The organism is Citrobacter sp. RHB21-C05, assembly GCF_013889015.1.
Taxonomy (GTDB): domain Bacteria; phylum Pseudomonadota; class Gammaproteobacteria; order Enterobacterales; family Enterobacteriaceae; genus Citrobacter_A; species Citrobacter_A sedlakii.
Map to the genome: position 1 here is coordinate 3,374,602 of NZ_CP057611.1, position 20,613 is coordinate 3,395,214.

Genomic DNA, 20,613 nt, shown 5'->3' on the forward strand with positions numbered 1-20,613 from the left:
TTTAAACGCTTATAACGTTTTAAAGCAAGGAGGGATCTAAAAACCGGAACATTATCGCGATATCGAATTCAGAGTTGGCATAAAACACCATTCTTAAGAAAAAGTCATGGCTTATCATGCGAACAAAAAACGACCAGACGTTGCGAAATTTAGTGGACTGTTCTTAACCGCAAACAAAATAAGCCAGCATTCGCTGGCTTATGGAAAGATAGCCTTACGATCGGGCATTAAGCCGATTTTTTGGCAATTAAACGTTCCGGCAGCACAAAACTAAAGCGCGTGCCTTTGCCCAGTTCACTGTCAATCGATAAGCGGCTTTCATGATGATTCACCGCATGTTTAACGATGGCCAGCCCGAGCCCACTGCCGCCAGTTTGCCGCGAACGGGCCTTGTCGACGCGGTAAAAACGCTCGGTCAGACGCGGCAAGTGTTCCGGCGCGATCCCCGGACCATTATCCTCCACGCTGAACGCCGCACCGTGCGGCACAGCGTGCCAACGCACAGTTATGTGGGTTCCTTCCGGCGTATGGTTTACCGCGTTATACACCAGGTTAGAAATCGCGCTACGCAACTGTTCTTCATTCCCCAGCACCTTAAGCTGATTATCGACCTCAAAGCTGAAGGTGTGCTTATTCTGGCTCAGCGTTTGCGCTTCGCGTTCCACCATGCGCAACATCATCGGCACATCGACCTGCTCATTGAGCAACAGCGTCGGCGAGGCTTCAATCTTCGACAGCGTCAGCAATTGTTTCACCAGTCCTTCCATCCGGAAAGTCTGTTCGCGCATCGTCAGCAACGCTTTCTCGCGCGTGGCCCCTTCCAGCGGCTGTTCGTGCATCATTTCCAGATACCCCTGCAGCACAGTGAGCGGCGTGCGTAGCTCGTGGCTGACGTTGGCAAAGAAGTTGCGTCGCGCCCCTTCAAGCTGATGCATCTGGGTCACGTCCCGGGCGACCATCAGCAACTGCTTGTCGGTATAAGGCATCACGCGAATCTCCAGATGCCGTCCGGTATTGAGCACCAGATTCAGCGGCCGGGTGAAATCACGCGTTTTGAGATAGTGAGTGAACTCAGGATAACGCAGCAAGTTCAGGATATTCTGCCCGTTATCGTCGGGCCAGCGTAGCCCCAGCACCTGTTGCGCCAGGCCGTTACACCAAAAAATTCCGCCCTCTTCGGTGGTTAATACCACCGCATCCGGTAGCGACTCCGCCCCGCTGCGAAAGCGTTTGATCAGGTTTCCCAGTTCACGCCGACGTTTTTTGTTACGCAGCTGCATCTGATGCAGCCCGTACAACAGCGGCTCCCAGCTTCCGCTGCCCGGCGGCGGCGTCATACTGCGGTCAACCCACAGCCACCATGACAGGCGTAACAAATTCCAGAAATGCCAGATGAGCAGTCCCGTTACCGACGCCAACAAAAACCACGGCAGGTAACCAAAAATAGCGCTGAGGATAAAGGCCGGGATACAGCAAAGTATCAGTTCCAGCACCAGCCTTTTCCATGACAGTCTTTCCAGCACGCGTCATACTCCGTTCTGAGCCAGGCCTGCGCCTGGCGCTTGTTTTACCCTTCAGAAGCGGGTTGAAAAACGATACCCTGTCCCACGTACCGTCTGAACCATCCGGTCATGACCGCTGGTTTCCAGCGCCTTGCGCAGACGTCGAATATGCACATCAACCGTGCGATCCTCAACGTAAACGTTAGTGCCCCAGACGTGGTTCAACAACTGTTCACGGCTGTAAACGCGTTCCGGGTGAGTCATAAAGAAGTGCAGTAACTTGAATTCCGTCGGCCCCATATCGAGAGGGTTTTCGCCGGTCATGACGCGGTGGGAGGTCGGGTCCAGGCTCAGCCCCTGCATCTCGATCACCTCTTCCACTGCCATAGGCGAAATGCGGCGCATAACGGCTTTGATACGCGCCACCAGTTCTTTCGGGGAAAACGGCTTGGTTATGTAGTCGTCTGCGCCGGTTTCCAGGCCGCGCACGCGGTCTTCTTCTTCGCCTCTGGCGGTGAGCATCATCACCGGAATATCCCGGGTCATCGCTTCGCGTTTGAGGTGTTTAATAAACTGGAGACCAGAACCGCCAGGCAACATCCAGTCAAGGAGGATCAGATCCGGCCAGGGTTCGTTAAGTTGGTTCACCGCACTGTCATAATCTTCGGCTTCGACAGGCTGAAAGCCATTTTGCTCGAGCACGAAGCAGACCATTTCGCGAATTGGAGCTTCATCTTCTACGACCAGAATACGTCTCGCCATGATTTGCCCTGTTTTAGATAAATTGCTAGTCATCAATGCGGCGTCATTATGCGTCACTTTTATGACAGATTTATGAAAAAGATAGCGCAGGCTGATGACAGGTTGTTGATTTATTACAAGCCATACAGGAGATATTACCGTCCGTGAAAAGGTATAATCCCCGCCACGCTTTTTTGCCATGGAACCGTTATGCGCATCTTACACACCTCTGACTGGCATCTTGGACAGAATTTTTACAGCAAAAGCCGCGCCGCTGAGCACCAGGCCTTTCTTGACTGGCTGCTGGCAACGGCGACCGAGCAGCAGGTGGATGCCATTATTGTCGCAGGTGACATTTTTGATACCGGCTCGCCGCCAAGCTACGCCCGCGAACTGTACAACCGTTTTGTCGTCAATTTACAGCAAACTGGCTGTCATCTGGTGGTGCTGGCGGGCAACCATGACTCCGTCGCCACGCTCAACGAGTCCCGCGAAATTCTCGCCTTTCTGAATACCACCGTTGTCGCCAGCGCCGGACACGGTCCACAGCTTCTGCATCGCCGCGACGGAACGCCCGGCGCGGTACTGTGCCCAATTCCCTTTTTACGCCCGCGCGACATCGTTACCAGTCAGGCCGGATTGAGTGGTCTGGAAAAACAGCAGCACCTGCTGAGCGCCATCACCGACTACTATCAGCAACAGTATCAGGCCGCCTGCGCCCTGCGCGGCGAACACACGCTGCCGATTATCGCCACCGGTCACCTGACTACCGTCGGCGCGAGTAAAAGTGACGCGGTGCGTGACATTTATATTGGCACCCTCGATGCGTTTCCCGCGCAAAATTTCCCTCCCGCCGATTATATCGCGCTGGGTCATATCCACCGTGCGCAGCAGATTGGCGGTACCGGGCACATCCGTTACTGCGGCTCCCCCATCGCCCTGAGCTTTGACGAGTGCGGTAAACATAAATGCGTCCATCTGGTGAGCTTTGAAAACGGCAAACTGGCGAGCGTCGACAACCTCACTGTGCCGGTAACACAGCCGCTGGCGGTACTGAAAGGCGATTTCGCCGCTATCACTGAGCAGCTTGAACAGTGGCGTGACGCGCCGCAAACGCCGCCGGTCTGGCTGGATATTGAGATCACCACCGACGAATACCTGCATGATATGCAGCGCAAGATCCAGGCGCTGACCGAAACGTTGCCCGTGGAAGTGCTGCTGGTGCGCCGCAGTCGCGAACAGCGCGAACGTATGCTGAGCAACGAACGACGGGAAACGCTGAGCGAGCTGAGCGTTGACGAGGTGTTTACCCGCCGTCTGGCCCTGGAGGCACTCGACGATCCTCAGCGCCAGCGCCTGATCTCGCTGTTTCACACCACCTTACAGACGCTGTCCGGGGAGGATGACGCATGAAGATTCTCAGCCTGCGCCTGAAAAATCTCAACTCGCTGAAAGGGGAATGGAAGGTAGATTTTACTGCTGAACCCTTCGCCAGTAACGGTCTGTTCGCCATCACCGGCCCCACGGGCGCCGGAAAAACGACGCTGCTGGACGCCATCTGTCTGGCGCTCTACCACGAGACGCCGCGTCTGAATACTGTTTCACAGTCGCAAAACGATCTGATGACCCGCGACACCGCTGAATGTCTGGCGGAAGTGGAATTTGAGGTAAAAGGCGAAGCCTACCGCGCATTCTGGAGCCAGAACCGCGCCCGCAACCAGCCTGACGGCAATTTACAAGCGCCGCGCGTGGAGCTGGCGCGCTGCGCCGACGGGAAAATTCTTGCCGATAAGGTGAAAGATAAGCTTGAGATGACCGCCGACCTGACCGGTCTGGACTACGGACGCTTTACCCGCTCAATGCTGCTCTCTCAGGGACAATTCGCCGCCTTCCTCAATGCTAAGCCGAAGGAGCGCGCAGAACTGCTGGAGGAGCTGACCGGGACGGAAATCTACGGACAAATTTCGGCGAAGGTATTTGATCAACACAAAACCGCGCGGGCCGATCTGGAGAAACTTCAGGCGCAGGCCAGCGGCGTCGCGCTGTTAGCGCCTGAGGCGCGACAGGCGCTGAATGAACGTTTGCAGGCGCTCACTGACGAAGAACAACAGCTTGCCGCGCGGCAGTCAACCCTGCAACAGCACCTGAACTGGCTGACGCGGCAGCACGAACTGCACGCGGAAACACAGCGTCGGCAGCAGGCGCTGGAAACAGCGCAAGCGGCATTACAGCAGGCCCAGCCGCAGCTTGCGCCGCTGAACCTGGCTCAGCCGGCCAGAGCGTTACGCCCACACTGGGAACGTATTCAGGAACAATCCGCTATCCTTTCCCGCACCCGCCAGCAGATTCAAGAAGTAAATGCTCGCTTACAAAGTACGCTTACGCTGCGCAGCCGTATTCGCCGCTATACGCAACAGCAGTCCGCGACGCTGGTAAACGCTCAGCAAACGCTGACGGCCTGGCTTAGCGAACACGATCGCTTCCGCATGTGGAGCAACGAACTGGGCGGCTGGCGGGCGCTGTTTGCCCAGCAGGCCAGCGACGCCGTCCAGCGGGAGAAATGGCGGCAACAGCTGGCGTCAGATACCCGCAAGCGGGAAGCATTGCCGACGCTGACCCTCGCCCTCACGCCAGATGAGGTTACCACAGCGCTGGCCCAGCATGCGCGACAGCGCCCGACTCGCCAGCGCCTGCTGGCGCTGCATGGTCAGCTCGCCCCCAACATTAAGCGTCTGGAGCAGCTTAAAATGCTGATTGCGCAGAATACGCGCACGCTGGCGGAGCAAACCGCGCAACTGGACGCCAGGCGCCAGCAGTATAAAGAGAAAAACCAGCATTACCTCGACGTCAAAACCCTCTGTGAACAGGAAGCGCGAATTAAAGATCTCGAAAGCCAGCGCGCGCTGTTGCAGTCCGGACAGCCCTGTCCGCTTTGCGGCTCGACCACGCATCCGGCGGTAGCGGCCTATCAGGCGCTCGAACTCAGCGTCAATCAGGCGCGACGTGACGCGCTGGAAAAAGAGGTCAACGCGCTGGCGGAACAAGGCGCCACGCTGCGCGGGCAGTGCGACGCCCTGAAGCAACAGGTGCAGCGCGACGAGAACGAAGCGCAGGCGCTGGCGAAAGATGAGCAAGCGCTCACTGTTGAATGGCAGGCATTAATTCGCGATCTCAATATCACGCTGCAGCCACAGGATGATATTCAACCCTGGCTAACGGCGCAGGACGATCATGAAAAACAGCTTTACCAGCTCAGCCAACGCCATGCTCTGGACGCGCAACTCGTCGCGCATCAACAGCAGATCACGCAGTTTAGTCAGCAGATTAACCAGCGTCAGGCGACGCTGACCGCGCAGCTCAGTCGCTACGCACTCTCCCTGCCGGACGAGGGGCACGAAGAGGCGTGGCTACACGCACGCGCTGCGGAGGCGCAGACGTGGCAACAAAAGCAGACCGAGCTTAACGAACTGCAGGCGCGTATCGCGCAGTTGACCCCACTACTCGAGACCCTGCCCCCAGCCGAGGCGGATTCAGAAGATCCTGCGCCGGTTTCGCTGGACCACTGGCGTCAGGTGCACGACGACTGTCTGTCGCTGCAAAGCCAGTTGCAAACATTAGAGCAACAGGCGGTGAACGAGAATCAGCGCGCCAGCGAAGCCCAAACGCAGTTTACGGCGGCGCTGGAAAGCAGCATGTTTGCCGATCAGGCGGCGTTTCTCGCCGCGTTGCTGGATGAGGAGACCCTCGCGCGCCTTGAACAACTCAGGCAGTCGCTGGAAAACCAGTTGCAGCAGGCCCGCACGTTAGCGGCACAGTCCACGCAGGCACTGGCGACGCATCAGCAACAGCCGCCTGCCGATCTGGATCCCACCTTATCGATTGCGCAGATCCAGGCGGATGCCGCGCAGCTCAACGGCCAGCTACGCGAAAACGCCACCCGGCAGGGAGAGATTCGCCAGCAGTTGAAGCAGGACGCCGACAATCGACAACAACAGCAAAGCCTGATGCTGGCGATCGCCAGCGCCAGCCAGCAGGTTGAGGACTGGGGCTATCTGAACGCGCTTATTGGCTCAAAAGAGGGTGATAAGTTCCGTAAATTCGCTCAGGGCCTGACGCTGGATAATCTGGTCTGGCTGGCGAATAACCAGCTCACGCGTTTGCATGGTCGCTATTTGCTTTCGCGAAAAGCCAGCGACGCGCTGGAGCTGGAGGTGGTGGATACCTGGCAGGCGGACGCCGTGCGTGATACCCGCACCCTTTCCGGCGGCGAGAGTTTCCTCGTCAGCCTCGCGCTGGCACTGGCGCTTTCGGATCTAGTGAGCCACAAAACGCGCATTGATTCGCTGTTTCTCGATGAAGGTTTCGGCACCCTTGATAGCGAAACGCTGGACACCGCGCTGGATGCGCTGGATGCGCTGAACGCCAGCGGCAAGACCATCGGCGTGATAAGCCATGTGGAGGCGATGAAAGAGCGGATCCCGGTGCAAATTAAGGTGAAGAAAATCAACGGGCTCGGTTATAGCAAACTTGACCCCCTGTTTGCGGTGACGAAGTAAATGGCATGCCGGGTGGCGTTTCGCTTATCCGGCCTGCTCAACAGTCACGCCGCCATCCGGCAAAGACCGATGCGTTAGCACGATCGTCAATACTCAGAGACGAATAAGGAATGGCATTCCGCCCGACTTAACCGCAAGCTATGACGCGATTGGCTGCGGCAATGCGCAGCCGTTGCGCTTAACCCGCGCACAATAATAGCAGGTGGTATGAACAAGGTTATTTTTTCTTTAGCGCTCGGGACGTTTGGGCTGGGCATGGCCGAATTCGGCATCATGGGGATATTAACGGAATTAGCCCGCGACGTTGGCATTTCGATTCCCGCCGCCGGACATATGATCTCGTACTACGCATTTGGCGTGGTGCTGGGCGCCCCCATTATCGCCCTTTTTTCCAGTCGCTTTTCGCTCAAGCATATTCTGCTGTTTCTGGTGACCCTGTGCGTCATCGGCAACGCGATATTTACCCTCTCCTCTTCTTACGCCATGCTGGCGGTCGGCAGGCTGGTCTCCGGCTTTCCGCACGGCGCTTTCTTTGGCGTGGGCGCGATAATTCTGTCTAAACTCGTCCGGCCGGGAAAAGTCACCGCCGCCGTGGCGGGGATGGTGGCCGGAATGACCGTCGCAAATCTGGTTGGCATCCCGCTCGGGACGTTTCTCAGCCATGAATTCAGCTGGCGCTATACCTTTTTGCTGATCGCCGTGTTTAACGTTGCGGTGATGGTCTCGATCGGTTTCTGGGTGCCTGATCTGCATGATGAAGCGAAAGGAAAGCTGCGTGAACAGTTTCATTTCCTGAAAAGCCCCGCGCCATGGCTGATATTTTCCGCCACCCTGTTCGGCAATGCCGGGGTTTTCGCCTGGTTCAGCTATATCAAACCGTACATGATTTACGTTTCCGGCTTCAGCGAGACGGTCATGACTTTCATCATGATGCTGGTCGGGCTGGGGATGGTACTGGGCAACCTGCTTAGCGGACGGTTATCGGGTCGCTTTTCTCCGCTTCGGATCGCGGCGACAACCGACTTTGTCATCGTCCTGTGTCTGCTGCTGCTCTTTTACGTGGGCGGGATAAAAGTCGCGTCGCTGACGTTTGCGTTTATCTGCTGCGCCGGACTGTTTGCCCTTTCCGCGCCGCTGCAGATCCTGCTGCTGGAAAATGCCAAAGGCGGCGAACTGCTGGGCGCGGCAGGGGGGCAAATCGCCTTTAATCTCGGGAGCGCTATTGGCGCATACTGCGGCGGAATGATGCTGACGCTGGGTTTTGCCTATCACTATGTGGCGCTGCCCGCCGCCCTGCTGTCGTTTACAGCAATGGCGTCATTGTTGACGTATGGACGCGTTAAGCGCCGACAGCACCCGGTGTCACCGGTGGCCGGAGGGCGCTGACGCGCGTCCGGCCTACACTTTCTGCCCGCAGGAATATTACCCTTGCGGCCACAGCCACGCGGCGCCGCGCACGCCGCTGGAGTCGCCGTGTAGCGCTTTACGGATTGGCGTTTCACACTCACCGCCAAAGACAAACTGTTTGATAAGCGTCGGAACGGTTTTATACAAACGATCGACATTGCTCATCCCGCCGCCCAGCACGATCGCATCCGGATCGAGTATGTTCACTACATGGGCAAGCGATTTCGCCAGCCGCAGCTCGTAGCGGCTTAACGCCAGCTCGGCCACCGGATCCTGCGCCGCCACACGCTGCATGATGTCGCTGCCCTGCAGCGGATGCCCGCTCAGGCGGTGGTAATCGGTCGCGAAGCCGGTGCCGGAGATAAACGTTTCAATACACCCCTGTTTGCCACAATAGCAGGGCACCTCCTCGCGATAGCGAAGTTCATCTTCATCCATCCACGGCAATGGATTATGCCCCCACTCGCCCGCCGTACCGTTCCCTCCGATGTGCGCCCGTCCGTTCAGCGCAACGCCTGCGCCGCAGCCGGTACCAATAATCACCGCAAACACCGTTTGCGCTCCGGCAGCCGCGCCGTCGACCGCTTCAGAAACCGCCAGACAGTTTGCGTCATTCGCCAGGCGCACCTCACGCTGCAAACGCGCGCACAGATCGCGGTCGAATGGCTGTCCGTTAAGCCAGGTCGAATTGGCGTTTTTCACCACGCCGGTGTAGGGCGACAGGGAACCGGGAATGCCTATTCCGACCGTTCCCGTCTGCCCGGTAGCGCGTTCGGCCATGGCGACCAACGTCGCAATGGTCTCAATAGTTTGCTGATAATCCTCACGCGGCGTCGGCAGGCGATGGCGGAACAATTGCTCCCCCGCCTCGCCGAGCGCAATCACTTCCGTTTTGGTACCGCCAAGGTCAATACCTATACGCACAGGCCACTCCTTATTTTTTTCGGCAATATCAATAGCGTAGAGTCGGGCTTTCGCTTAAGCAATGCAAGGCCGCCGACAATTCGCTACTATACGCGCTGGATTTAACGACAAGGCCGTGGAAATTATCATGCTGTGGTTCAAAAATTTAATGGTTTACCGTCTTAGCCGCGATATTTCGTTGCGCGCTGAAGAGATGGAAAAACAGCTAGCCTCAATGACGTTTACCCCTTGCGGTAGCCAGGATATGGCCAAAATGGGCTGGGTGCCGCCAATGGGATCGCACAGCGATGCACTTACGCATGCCCACAACGGCCAGATCCTGATTTGCGCGCGTAAAGAAGAGAAGATCCTGCCTTCGCCGGTCATCAAACAGGCGCTGGAAGCGAAGATCGCCAAACTGGAAGCCGAGCAAGCGCGTAAGCTGAAAAAAACGGAAAAAGATTCGCTGAAGGATGAAGTGCTGCATTCTCTGTTGCCGCGCGCCTTCAGTCGCTTCAGCCAGACAATGATGTGGATCGACACGGTTAACGGGCTGATTATGGTGGACTGCGCCAGCGCCAAAAAAGCGGAAGATACGCTGGCGCTGCTGCGTAAATGCCTCGGTTCGCTGCCGGTGGTTCCGCTGGCGCTGGAAAATCCGATCGAATTGACGCTCACTGAATGGGTGCGTTCCGGCACCGTGGCTCAGGGCTTCCAGTTGCTGGACGAAGCCGAACTGAAAGCGATGCTGGAAGATGGCGGCGTGATCCGGGCGAAAAAACAGGATCTGGTGAGCGACGAAATCGCGGTGCACATTGAAGCCGGTAAAGTGGTGACCAAGCTGGCCCTCGACTGGCAGCAGCGCATTCAGTTTATGGTTTGCGATGACGGTTCGATTAAGCGTCTGAAATTCAGCGACGAACTGCGCGATCAAAACGAAGATATCGATCGGGAAGATTTCGCCCAGCGTTTCGACGCTGACTTTATCCTGATGACCGGAGAGCTGGCGGCGTTGATCCAGAATCTGGTGGAAGGCCTGGGTGGAGAAGCCCAGCGCTAAAGCGCGGTTGCTGCGCAAGGAAAGGCCGGACAAGACGCTTTTGTGTCGCTATCCGGCCTTTCTCGTTTACAGATAGCGGCAAAGGTAGGAGGTCGGCTCCGCCACCTGCAAATGGAACTCACTGTGGCCAGGGACGTTAAATACCTCGCCGGCGGCATACACTTTCCATTCGGTTGCGCCCGGCAACAGGACATTCAACGCGCCGCTCACTACCGTCATTTCTTCCGGCTCTGCGGTACCAAACGTGTATTCCCCTTCCAGCATCACGCCAACGCTGGCGCGGCCAGTGCTGCTGCTGGTAAAGCCGATCGATTTCACTTTGCCGGAAAAGTATTCGTTACTTTGAAGCATAAACTGACCCTGTCTGGTGATTAAATTCACTCCCAATATAGGGTCCTGACCTTTCGCCTGTCACGCAAAATTAAACCAGCAATTCAGAAGCCAGCCGTGCAATCAATACATTAGAGAGCAAGACCGGCACATCCAACGACTTTTGCAGCACATCGCGGTGACGCTGATGAAATCCCAGGCAATCCAGCATAATCACATCCGCGCCCTGCTCAAGCAGCGCTTTGCCGGCGTCGATCAACTGCTGGACGCTGCCATGCACCGGATTCGCCAGTGAATAAACCGGCGGCGACGCCAGCACCTGCCACTTTTCCGCCTGGGCAGACATAAGCTCCTCGACCGGCACGATAACGCCCACCTGATGTCCGTCAACGATAGAGGCCACCAGCGGCGGGATAATTCGTCGCGGCTCCAGCAGAATACTGTTACGCGCGGTCATACTTCTGATGCTCGCGGTGCTCATCAAAAGAATAATGTCGTAACCCTGGTTATCCAGCACCTCAATAACGCTTTGCAGATCGCGTTCGACTTTTTGTTTAGAGACATGGGCCGGTTGATTATCGCTAAGCAGGGTTAATAGCGGTGCTTCTCCTGCGTCAATTTTATAATCCGTGAGCACATCTTCACGGTTCATTTTTCCAAGCAGGCTGTGATGGGTAATGTGCTGTTCGTCGATGTACTCCGTCAGGAGCGGCAGGATTTCGCTCGTGGGTACAACGCCGATAGTGAGAATTGCCAACGACGCGCTCATTTTTGCCACCTTTTTATATTTCGTCGTTTATTTGCGAACAAATGCTCTACGCCACTGCCGACATTTGCCTGATGCAAATTCAAATGCAAAAAAGCGTAGCAGGAGATGGGCAAAGTATTATGTAAAGATTCCAGATGATTCCAGTAAAATATTGTTATCGTTTAATGTTCGTTTTTTGAAACAAAATGTCATCTGCGAAATATGTGATGCAGCTTCGGTTTAGGGATAACTCAGAATCCATTCCGAGTCGCTTGTGGCGTCAGCTTTTTTCAGGATCTTCGTAACGCTTTTTCGCATCCATCGCTTCTTGCGCCGTCGGATGCTCGCTGATTAACGAGTCGGGTTTCGGGTGATCGGCACGCAACTGATACCAGGTCACGGTCTGACCCGGTGCGCCTTTCTCAATGGTGACAATATACGCTTCCCGTGGATAAGGAGGTCTGGTCGGCATGGCTCTTCCTTTTTGTCAGAATGAACCTTAAGTATAGACGCCGCCTTGTTTACGCTGCGTAACCTGCGCCAGCGCGCCCCGAATTTCAGAAATCACCTGGTCGGGCGCGTTTGACGCATCAATGATGAAATGGGCCGCCTGGCGATACAATATGTCGCGCTGGGCAAGCACCTCTCGCACCTCTTCACTGAGCGGTTTGCCGGTTAGCGCCGGGCGCAGTTCTTCTTCAGGCGACGCTTCCAGGCGTCCCACCAGCGTGGACACCGGCGCGCTTAAATAAACGACAATGCCGTTTTCGCGCATGAAGTGACGATTGTATTCCGTCAGAATAATGCCGCCGCCCGTAGCCACGACCGTCGCAGGGGCAGTGACCGCTTCCAGCGCGGCGGTTTCCCGGGCGCGAAACCCAGGCCAGCCTTCCCGTTCAACGATCTCCGCCACTGTCATTTGCATCTGCGACTGTAGCCATTGGTCGGTATCGACAAAGCGGCAGTTAATTGCCGACGCCAGCGCCATGCCAACCGTTGTCTTTCCACATCCACGCGGACCCACAAGATAAAGCGGTTGCGTCATACCGGGAATTCCCCAAAAAGCCGCGACGTTGCGGAATAAAATGTCGTGAAAGTAATAATCATACCACCCAATGCGTAGACAGCCCAAAGTGTAAACATTAATTTCCACCTCGAACTAAAAATAACAATATATCCCTACTATAACAAGAAACAGTGCTGAGAAAACTGTAAAAAATAAATTACATCATCCTTTTCAGCGCTGAGCTTCCCGCCACCACTTCTCCAGCTCAGCCGCGAAGTGCTGGCGGTCACGCGGCGAGAGGCTGTCCGGCCCGCCGGTCTGGATGCCGCTGGCGCGGAGGGTATCCATAAAGTCGCGCATGGTCAGACGCTCGCGGATCGTCGACTCGGTGTAACGCTCCCCGCGCGGGTTGAGCGCTGCGGCGCCTTTCGCCAGCACTTCCGATGCCAGCGGAATATCCGCGGTGATCACCAGATCGCCTGCTGCGCACTGGCGCACGATTTCGTTATCCGCCACATCAAAACCGGCGGGCACGCGCAGCGTGCGGATAAACGGCGACGGTGGAACGCGCAGGGTCTGGTTCGCCACCAGGATCAACGTCTGTTGCATTCGCCCGGCGGCGCGAAAAAGGATCTCTTTAATTACGTTCGGACACGCATCCGCATCAACCCAAATCGTCATACTGTTTCCCGTTAAGAGGCAATTTTCTATTGTCGCGTGCTTTTGCCCTGCGGCAAAGTGCTGTTTGCCCTTCATGGCTCTTTCATAACGCGTTAAGCTAGGCTTTATCAGTCAAAACAACAATTATCACGCAATAGGGAGTGACGAGATGGATAAGAAAATCGGTTTTATCGGCTGCGGTAATATGGGTAAAGCGATCCTCGGCGGCCTGATTGCCAGCGGTCAGGTGCTCCCCGGCCAGATTTGGGTTTACACGCCTTCCCCTGAAAAAGTCGCCGCGCTGCGCGACCAGTACGGCATTAACGCTGCGCAATCCGCCCAGGAAGTGGCGCAGATCGCTGATATTGTTTTTGGCGCCGTGAAGCCCGGCATCATGATCAAAGTGCTGAGCGATATCACCTCCAGCCTGAATAAAGAATCGCTGGTGGTGTCGATTGCCGCGGGCGTTACGCTGGATCAGTTGGCTCGCGCGCTGGGACATGACCGTAAAATCGTTCGTGCGATGCCAAACACGCCGTCGCTGGTCAATGCCGGGATGACCTCCATTACGCCAAATGCGCTGGTGACGCCTGAAGATACTGCTGACGTACTGAACATTTTCCGCTGCTTTGGCGAAGCGGAGGTCATTGCTGAGTCGATGATTCATCCGGTTGTCGGGGTCAGCGGCTCCGCGCCTGCCTATGTCTTTATGTTTATCGAAGCGATGGCCGATGCCGCCGTGCTGGGTGGAATGCCGCGCGCCCAGGCCTATAAATTTGCCGCCCAGGCGGTGATGGGTTCCGCAAAGATGGTACTGGAAACCGGTGAGCATCCGGGGGCGTTGAAAGATATGGTCTGCTCGCCGGGCGGTACCACCATCGAAGCGGTACGCGTCCTCGAAGAGCGCGGGTTCCGGGCTGCGGTGATCGAAGCGATGGCGAAGTGTATGGAAAAATCAGAGAAGCTCAGCAAGTCCTGAGCAGGCAACCGGACGTTACGCCGCCACTTCGGTGCGGTTACGTCCGGCGTGCTTTGCTTTATAGAGCGCCAGATCGGCGGACTTCAGCCATTCGCGATAATGGCTAAACTGCGGTGTCAGCGGAGCAACGCCAACGCTGATATGCACCATCACCTGCGGAGCGCAGGGCAGACGTAATGCGCGAAGTCCTTCGTGAACCCGCGACATCGCCGCAATGGCATTGCCGGCTGGCGTCCCATGCATAATGACCGCAAACTCATCGCCGCCAAAGCGGCCTATCAGGTCGCTGCTACGCAGGGTCATCCGTAGCTGTCGGGTCAGCGCCTGAATGGCCTCATCGCCGACGTCGTGTCCCCAGGTGTCATTAATTCCCTTGAAATGGTCGATATCAATGATCAGGAGCGTGCAGTCGCAATGCTGCCGGCGACAGCGTTCAAACTCCGCGCGCAGTAGCATCTCCCAGTGGCGCCGGTTAAAGACCCCTGTCATCCCGTCATGGGTGCTCATGATCTTTAGTCGTCGCTTATGCTCCGCCAGCGTTGTCGCGGTCTGGTAACTTACCCAGGCAAATAAAAGCGGATAGAGGATGATAATAGGCAGCGTTAGTCCCCCTTCAAGCGGCGTGCTGGAAAACGACACCACACCGCCGGTCAGTTGCAGTGTCAGCAAGGTGGATAATGTCATCAGCACCGTTCCGGCGAAAAACAACCGCGAACCGCCCGCGCCCATCAGATTCATCCCCATCATCATCAATAGCGCGCAGGAAGGCAGCGCGTTAACGCCAGTCAGCCCAATCCACACGCCAGCGAAGATCGCATCTATTTTGAAATTGCTGAACTCGCGATGCAGCGGATCGCTTGCCCTGCTGGCAATCTGCCAGGCCAGATGCGGCCAGACGAACGCCCAGCCAACCAGCGCTAACCACCAGCCCCCTGCTACCGGCTGGCTGACCAGGGTTGCCGCAAGGGGGAAGAACATTCCGCCCAGCGCCACCGCGCGCGGCAGCCTGACGCGCCGGGCGAATCGCAGTCCGGAGCGCTGAAGATCGTGCTGCAAAGAGATGTAACCACCCTCATCCGGCGCGATGTGATTTTTGTAAAAATTATCGTCATTCATTATTTTTTGGGAACATTTAGAAATAATTTCCCAAATTATAGAGACGAGCGTGGCGGGGAAAGTATGAGATTTCGGGTGAGCGATGCCCTCGGCTCACCCGTTAGCACTACGCGCTTAGGCCGCTTTCTTCAGGCAGGCGCTCATAAACTTACTGCGATCGTCACCTTTCAGCGACTGCTGTGTCGCCTGAGAATTGCACTCACGCATTTTCTGCTGCTGCGGCGTCAGGCTTTTCTCATTAGGATCGGATTGACTGTTTTTAAGGCAATTACTCATGTACGTCTTGCGGGCATCCCCTTTTAGCGCCTGCGCTGTCGCCTGCTGATTACAGGTGGTCATACGCTGTTGTTGTGGGGTGAGTGTTTTCTCGGCAGCACCGACTGTCGTTAAAAAGACCAGACCAAATAATAGCGTTACCAGTAATGTTATTTTCATAGCACCATCCTTTTTTGAACCAGGACACAGTCGAGCGTTTCGCGAAATGCGTTGCCATGCCGGATGGCGACGATCCGCGAACCTGATTTCGTACTGATGTCATTAAGTCTGGTCGCTAACCTCAAAAAAGCCACCCGACAGCAGTTATTTCGTCATGACGCCATAGCGTCATGACGGGAATTTCAACGCGTCCGGCTGGAATGAACATCAGCGGTAACAACGCAAGGGTTTTACCGCTTCGCTTCATTTTATATTCTCCATGTAAAATACTCACTTACCTTAAATAACAGACCTTGCAGGAAGGCGACAAATGAATGAATCCCGCTGAGCGTAGAAAACGCATTGAGTTATATGCGCCAACGCTACAACACACTTTTAACGGATGTCTTCAGGGTAAAATAATAAAAACAAAGCGACTATAACGTTATGTCGTGACAGGTTTATGACAATGTGTTCTTGCTTATAGCCAAAACACATTCGCGTTGCCGGACAGGACAAAAGCGCCCTGGTCAATTTCCGCCAACGCGTCTGTCACGAAGAATAACGTTAGTAACGAGGGTGTTTCAGGAGTTTTTGGACATACTGGCGCAGCAGTTCTTTATCGTCATCAGAAATGCTGGCATCCGGCTTTACCCCGTCAAGAGCCCCTTCCACCTGTTGAATCAGGATATCCTGCTCTTTTTTCGCCATATTACGCAGCATCGCCGTGACGATAATCTCTAACGCCTCTACCTGAGCAACCAGTTCCTTCGATTCTTCTTCTTTCTGGGCAAGCTTAAGCAACAACTCAGCAATGAGATTTTTCATGACTGTATTCCCTTATCTAAAGAAGCCTGACGTTATCACTGTGAACTCATGCTGCCTAGAGGTGAAGGGTAGTATTTTTAAAAGAAAGAAATGACTTTGCGTAAATAATCACAAATTAACGATAGCGAAACGTTTCTCGCCAGCAGTGAGGAAGACTGAAATTAAAGAAAGCAAATAAATAATCACCTCCAGCCATAATCTAAAGTTATGATAAAAATGCATGGATTTAACTTAAGTCACTTTCTTTTATTAATTCAACCCGTTGTACGACCTTTTTCCCGCTGGCGTAACGTCAGCATTAACTGAACAATGTTGATTAGCACAATGACCGCGGTGGCAATAAATACCCAGCGGAAACCGGCCATTGCCGAGACCGTCGCGCCCATTAACGGCCCCGCAACGTTGCCAAGATACATAAACGACTGATTATAACCAAAAATACGTCCAGTAATTTGCTCACTGGAGTATTTCACCAGCAGCGTTTGTACCGCAGGCAGCATCGCGCCATCGGCAAACCCGAGCAGAAAACGCAGTACGCCAAGCTGAAAAGGCGTAGTGACCCATGACATAGCGAAAAACAACACCACCGCACAGATAAGCGTCGCCATTAAAATGCGCTCCGTGCCGATCCGATCGCCCAGCTTTCCCAGTCGCGGCGCAGAGATGAGTGCGGAAATACCTGGCACCGAGGCAATTAATCCGCTCAGAAAAGCGATGTTATTGCTGTCCGGCGCCATCGACTTAATAAACAACGCCAGAATCGGACTAATGGAGCCATTGCACAGTTGAATGACCAGCGTGGTGAAAAACAGGCTAATAACTAACGCCGGGTACGGGAGCGAAGCAAAAACCGCCCTGCCGCTCAGACGTTCACTCTTTTTCAGTGTCGGACGCACGCCTTCTTTGATTAAAAAGAAGGTCACCAGAAAGCTCACCATCAACAGCATTGCGGTAATAAAAAAGACGGGTCGTAGCCCGACATGGTCGGCAATAAAGCCGCCCATCAGCGGGCCGCCAATCACGCCGCTGATTTGCGCGGTCGCCAGCGTACTGAGCGCCCATCCGCTTCGTTCGCGCGGAACCTGCGACGCGACCAGCGCCATCGCATTAGGAATATAGCCGGAAGTGAGCCCCATAATGCCGCGCAGCAAAAACAGCTGCCAGACGTTTGTGGCAAATGCCTGTAGCAGAATCGCTATCGCCATGCCTAAGGACGCGCGCAGCAGCATCAGCTTACGGCCCTTGCGATCGGCGAGACTGCCCCACAGGGGCGAGACAATGGCGGAGATAAGAAAGGTGATACTGAAAGTCAGACCAGACCACATCGAGAGCGCTTCGTGGGAGGAAACCCCTAACTGTGAAATATACAACGGCAAGAACGGCAGGATTTGACTGATTGCCAGACCGGTGAAAAAGCAGCCGAACCAGACGGAAATGAGGTTAACTTTCCAGGATTCCATAAATACTCGTTGTGATAACGTACTGAAAACGCAGCACAGTTTAGCAATAATGCAGCCGCGGAATGGTTCAAGAGATGCGATGGGTCTGAGTTTGCTATTTTATCTTCCCGTTCATCAGATTTGTGAAACAAATCACATAAATGACCCCCACATGCAGCGCGTTATGCTTAACGACAAAGGCCGTATCCGCGCATGCCGAGGTGAAAATGGTTAGCGTGCGCGGCGTTATACTCCGGACCCAACCCGTTACCAAAGTACTGACAGCTCGCGCTGAGCATCGTGCGCAGCCAGGGGGCGCTTTCATCCTGCTTCCAGCCGCGCAGCACGCTTATGTTTCGCCCGTCGGCAAGGCGAAAGCCGCTGATATCCAGCGCCTGCGCGCTGGCGTGTTCGCTTCGGCGCGCGTCGGGACGGTGGTAGATATTGCGGCAGGCGAAGCTGCCCAGGTGATCGATACGCGTCAGCCTGCTGGCCATAAACTGCTCGGTTAACGGCCGCGCCTGCTGTTCAACAAACAGCGCTGCGCTGAGCGCCAGCGGGCAGGAAGCGAGAAAGCTGCTGCTCAGTTTGACCGCGCCGAAATCCCTGACGCGCACCACGTCGGTTAACGGACAGTCGCCCGCACTGTCGGCCACCGGCTGCGAGGAGATCAGCTTTCGCTGGTTCGCCTGTTGCAGCAATGTCTGACATTGATCTTTCGTCAGCCGCTGAAGCTTGAATTTGGTCAGCCAGTTGGGCGGATCGGTCAGCCCGAGCGGCGTAAAGGGATTGTAATATGACGGCAGATACCGGTACCCCACGCCCCCCGCCACGCCCAAGAGAATAATAAACAGCCAGCCTTTACCTTTCACGCCCCCTCCTTTGCGTTTCTGCTTAACATTATGGCAGAAGCCCGCGAATCCCTCGTTTTGTCGTGGTAATGTATACGCTTTGCGTTCGATGGAATGGGTTTTAAGATGGCAAAATTGCGGGTAGGAATCGTATTTGGTGGGAAATCAGCGGAACATGAAGTGTCATTGCAATCGGCAAAAAATATTGTCGATGCCATCGACAAGACCCGCTTTGACGTTGTGCTTTTAGGCATTGATAAACAAGGGCAGTGGCACGTCAGCGATGCCGAAAATTACCTGCTCAACGCCGACAATCCGGCGCGCATTGCGCTGCGCCCTTCCACTACCAGCCTCGCGCAGGTGCCGGGTAAACATGAGCAGCAGCTGATTGACGCGCAAACCGCGCAGCCGTTGCCGACAGTTGACGTAATTTTTCCGATCGTTCACGGCACGCTGGGCGAAGACGGCTCATTGCAGGGCATGCTGCGGGTGGCGAATTTGCCGTTTGTCGGTTCCGACGTGCTGGGCTCCGCGGCATGTATGGATAAAGACGTCACCAAGCGTCTGCTGCGTGATGCCGGGCTGAATATCGCGCCCTTTATCACCCTCACCCGTGCCAACCGTCACGCTATCAGCTTTGCCGACGTAGAAGCGCGTCTTGGTCTGCCGCTTTTCGTGAAGCCTGCCAACCAGGGCTCATCCGTGGGCGTCAGTAAAGTCACCAGTGAAGCGCAGTATGCGCAGGCGATCGAACTGGCGTTCGGATTCGATCACAAAGTGGTGGTGGAACAGGGGATCAAGGGTCGCGAGATCGAATGCGCGGTCCTCGGCAACGATCATCCGCAAGCGAGCACCTGCGGCGAGATCGTGCTGAACAGCGATTTCTATGCCTACGACACCAAATACATTGACGACAACGGCGCGAAGGTTGTGGTGCCTGCGGCGATCGCGCCTGAGGTTAACGACAAGATCCGTGATATCGCGATCCAGGCTTACCAGACGCTGGGCTGCGCCGGTATGGCGCGGGTGGATGTCTTTTTAACGGCGGATAACGAGGTGGTGATCAATGAGATCAACACCCTGCCGGGATTCACCAATATCAGTATGTATCCGAAACTGTGGCAGGCCAGTGGGTTAGGCTACACCGACCTGATCACCCGGTTAATCGAGCTGGCGCTGGAGCGTCACGCGGCGGATAACGCCCTGAAAACGACCATGTAATCTGCACTTTTGATTGCCCGGTAGCGTCAGGCTTACCGGGCGCTCAAATGCACATTATTTGACTGACGCAGCGTCGTCATCTTCCACACGACGACGAATGATCAGCCCCGCCAGCCAGAAGCTCATCACCCAGGTGACTGCGCCCACTGCATAGGTTTGCCAGCCTTTAGCTTCAAATCCCAGCAACCCGACGACACCGTTAAGAATAAAAATAAGCCCGATGGCGAAGGCATAGTAATGCCAGTCGCGGCGGATTTTTACAGGCAAATTCATAGCGTCTCCCGCACGAAAAAAAGCATAGTGGCATAGTACTGGAAACCCGTCTGTGCCGTATGCGGAATTTCTTAAATGTTGCAAAATTTAAATTAAGGTAATGTATTTGTGACAAGCGGCAAAAATCTGCATTCCAGGACTCATCCCAGGCTTAATTTACCATCATTCTGATATTGACAAACGCGATGACCTGTCAGACTCACACTACGTTCCTGGCAGATGTCAGGCAGAAAGCAGAAATTCCCGCGGAGGTCATTTATGGCTGATTTCACTCTCTCAAAATCCCTGTTTAATGGGAAACATCGAGAAACCTCCTCTACCCCTGGCAACATCGCGTATGCGGTGTTTGTGCTGTTTTGTTTCTGGGCTGGCGCACAGATCCTGAACCTGTTGGTTCACGCGCCGGGTGTATATGAGCATCTGATGCAGGTTCAGGAGACGGGACGTCCGCGCGTCGAAATCGGGCTGGGCGTCGGTACAATATTTGGCCTGGTGCCGTTTCTGGTCGGCAGTCTGATTTTCGGCGTGATTGCCGCCTTCCTGCACTGGCGGCATCGCCATCACTAATCTTTCCTGTCG

General features: G+C 55.2%; 21 protein-coding genes. 7 read left to right on the top strand and 14 right to left on the bottom strand.

The window, feature by feature from the left end; genetic code table 11:
* Window positions 1–227: 227 nt before the first annotated feature.
* A complete protein-coding gene (phoR, locus tag HVX72_RS16205; RefSeq protein WP_060569073.1) occupies window positions 228–1,523 on the bottom strand; it encodes a phosphate regulon sensor histidine kinase PhoR in 1,296 nt (431 codons plus the stop codon).
* Window positions 1,524–1,574: 51 nt separating this feature from the next.
* A complete protein-coding gene (gene phoB / locus HVX72_RS16210) occupies window positions 1,575–2,264 on the bottom strand; it encodes a phosphate response regulator transcription factor PhoB (RefSeq protein ID WP_042286011.1) in 690 nt (229 codons plus the stop codon).
* Between the two features lie 189 nt (window positions 2,265–2,453).
* On the opposite strand from phoB, the gene sbcD reads away from it, so the two are divergent.
* The 3 genes from sbcD (at window position 2,454) to araJ (ending at window position 8,185) form a co-directional block, all read left to right on the top strand.
* Window positions 2,454–3,656: an exonuclease subunit SbcD gene (gene sbcD, locus HVX72_RS16215; protein ID WP_042286014.1), complete on the top strand. Its 1,203-nt coding sequence runs from the start codon at window positions 2,454–2,456 to the stop codon at window positions 3,654–3,656.
* Window positions 3,653–6,799, top strand: a complete 3,147-nt coding sequence (gene sbcC / locus HVX72_RS16220; RefSeq protein WP_181821883.1) for an exonuclease subunit SbcC — start codon at window positions 3,653–3,655, stop codon at window positions 6,797–6,799. Before sbcD ends, sbcC begins: the two co-directional genes overlap by 4 nt.
* Before the next feature lie 207 nt (window positions 6,800–7,006).
* Window positions 7,007–8,185, top strand: a complete 1,179-nt coding sequence (gene araJ, locus HVX72_RS16225) for an MFS transporter AraJ (RefSeq protein ID WP_181821884.1) — start codon at window positions 7,007–7,009, stop codon at window positions 8,183–8,185.
* Between the two features lie 36 nt (window positions 8,186–8,221).
* Here the strand turns inward: araJ and mak are convergent, their stop codons facing one another.
* Window positions 8,222–9,130: a fructokinase gene (gene mak / locus HVX72_RS16230; RefSeq protein ID WP_042286021.1), complete on the bottom strand. Its 909-nt coding sequence runs from the start codon at window positions 9,128–9,130 to the stop codon at window positions 8,222–8,224.
* A gap of 127 nt (window positions 9,131–9,257) precedes the next feature.
* Between mak and rdgC the strand changes: the two genes are divergently transcribed.
* Window positions 9,258–10,169 carry a recombination-associated protein RdgC gene (gene rdgC / locus HVX72_RS16235; RefSeq protein WP_042286024.1) on the top strand — a complete coding sequence of 304 codons (912 nt, stop codon included), beginning with the start codon at window positions 9,258–9,260 and terminating at the stop codon, window positions 10,167–10,169.
* Window positions 10,170–10,235: 66 nt separating this feature from the next.
* Here rdgC and ppnP read toward each other — a convergent pair whose 3' ends face one another.
* The 5 genes from ppnP to HVX72_RS16260 all read right to left on the bottom strand — a co-directional run bounded on the left by ppnP (window position 10,236) and on the right by HVX72_RS16260 (window position 12,934).
* Window positions 10,236–10,520, bottom strand: coding sequence for a pyrimidine/purine nucleoside phosphorylase (gene ppnP / locus HVX72_RS16240; protein WP_042286027.1), 285 nt, complete (start codon window positions 10,518–10,520; stop codon window positions 10,236–10,238).
* Between the two features lie 70 nt (window positions 10,521–10,590).
* Window positions 10,591–11,268, bottom strand: coding sequence for an AroM family protein (locus HVX72_RS16245; protein WP_042286031.1), 678 nt, complete (start codon window positions 11,266–11,268; stop codon window positions 10,591–10,593).
* Window positions 11,269–11,527: 259 nt separating this feature from the next.
* The gene (yaiA, locus tag HVX72_RS16250) at window positions 11,528–11,719 is read right to left on the bottom strand and encodes a protein YaiA (RefSeq protein WP_042286035.1); all 192 of its coding nucleotides are present in this window, start codon (window positions 11,717–11,719) and stop codon (window positions 11,528–11,530) included.
* Between the two features lie 27 nt (window positions 11,720–11,746).
* Entirely contained in the window at window positions 11,747–12,292 is a 546-nt protein-coding gene (gene aroL / locus HVX72_RS16255; RefSeq protein ID WP_181821885.1) for a shikimate kinase AroL, read from the bottom strand.
* A 192-nt stretch (window positions 12,293–12,484) separates the two neighbouring features.
* The gene (locus HVX72_RS16260; protein ID WP_042286041.1) at window positions 12,485–12,934 is read right to left on the bottom strand and encodes a YaiI/YqxD family protein; all 450 of its coding nucleotides are present in this window, start codon (window positions 12,932–12,934) and stop codon (window positions 12,485–12,487) included.
* A gap of 148 nt (window positions 12,935–13,082) precedes the next feature.
* On the opposite strand from HVX72_RS16260, the gene proC reads away from it, so the two are divergent.
* A complete protein-coding gene (gene proC / locus HVX72_RS16265; RefSeq protein WP_042286044.1) occupies window positions 13,083–13,892 on the top strand; it encodes a pyrroline-5-carboxylate reductase in 810 nt (269 codons plus the stop codon).
* Between the two features lie 15 nt (window positions 13,893–13,907).
* Here proC and adrA read toward each other — a convergent pair whose 3' ends face one another.
* From adrA to HVX72_RS16290, 5 genes are all read right to left on the bottom strand, one after another.
* Entirely contained in the window at window positions 13,908–15,008 is a 1,101-nt protein-coding gene (gene adrA, locus HVX72_RS16270; RefSeq protein ID WP_181821886.1) for a diguanylate cyclase AdrA, read from the bottom strand.
* A gap of 114 nt (window positions 15,009–15,122) precedes the next feature.
* On the bottom strand, window positions 15,123–15,443 hold the full coding sequence (gene psiF, locus HVX72_RS16275; RefSeq protein WP_060569081.1) for a phosphate starvation-inducible protein PsiF: 321 nt from the start codon (window positions 15,441–15,443) through the stop codon (window positions 15,123–15,125).
* A gap of 546 nt (window positions 15,444–15,989) precedes the next feature.
* Window positions 15,990–16,250 carry an anti-adapter protein IraP gene (iraP, locus tag HVX72_RS16280; RefSeq protein WP_042286052.1) on the bottom strand — a complete coding sequence of 87 codons (261 nt, stop codon included), beginning with the start codon at window positions 16,248–16,250 and terminating at the stop codon, window positions 15,990–15,992.
* Window positions 16,251–16,504: 254 nt separating this feature from the next.
* The gene (locus tag HVX72_RS16285) at window positions 16,505–17,710 is read right to left on the bottom strand and encodes a multidrug efflux MFS transporter (RefSeq protein ID WP_181821887.1); all 1,206 of its coding nucleotides are present in this window, start codon (window positions 17,708–17,710) and stop codon (window positions 16,505–16,507) included.
* Between the two features lie 167 nt (window positions 17,711–17,877).
* Window positions 17,878–18,561: an extensin family protein gene (locus tag HVX72_RS16290; RefSeq protein ID WP_042286057.1), complete on the bottom strand. Its 684-nt coding sequence runs from the start codon at window positions 18,559–18,561 to the stop codon at window positions 17,878–17,880.
* 105 nt (window positions 18,562–18,666) lie between these two features.
* On the opposite strand from HVX72_RS16290, the gene ddlA reads away from it, so the two are divergent.
* Window positions 18,667–19,761, top strand: a complete 1,095-nt coding sequence (ddlA, locus tag HVX72_RS16295) for a D-alanine--D-alanine ligase (RefSeq protein ID WP_181821888.1) — start codon at window positions 18,667–18,669, stop codon at window positions 19,759–19,761.
* 54 nt (window positions 19,762–19,815) lie between these two features.
* Here the strand turns inward: ddlA and HVX72_RS16300 are convergent, their stop codons facing one another.
* Window positions 19,816–20,034 (bottom strand): DUF2754 family protein, encoded by a 219-nt coding sequence (locus HVX72_RS16300; RefSeq protein ID WP_042286062.1) that lies wholly within the window; start codon window positions 20,032–20,034, stop codon window positions 19,816–19,818.
* A 258-nt stretch (window positions 20,035–20,292) separates the two neighbouring features.
* Here HVX72_RS16300 and HVX72_RS16305 point away from each other — a divergent pair, with 258 nt between their 5' ends.
* A complete protein-coding gene (locus tag HVX72_RS16305; protein WP_012904778.1) occupies window positions 20,293–20,601 on the top strand; it encodes a YaiY family protein in 309 nt (102 codons plus the stop codon).
* Window positions 20,602–20,613: the final 12 nt, after the last annotated feature.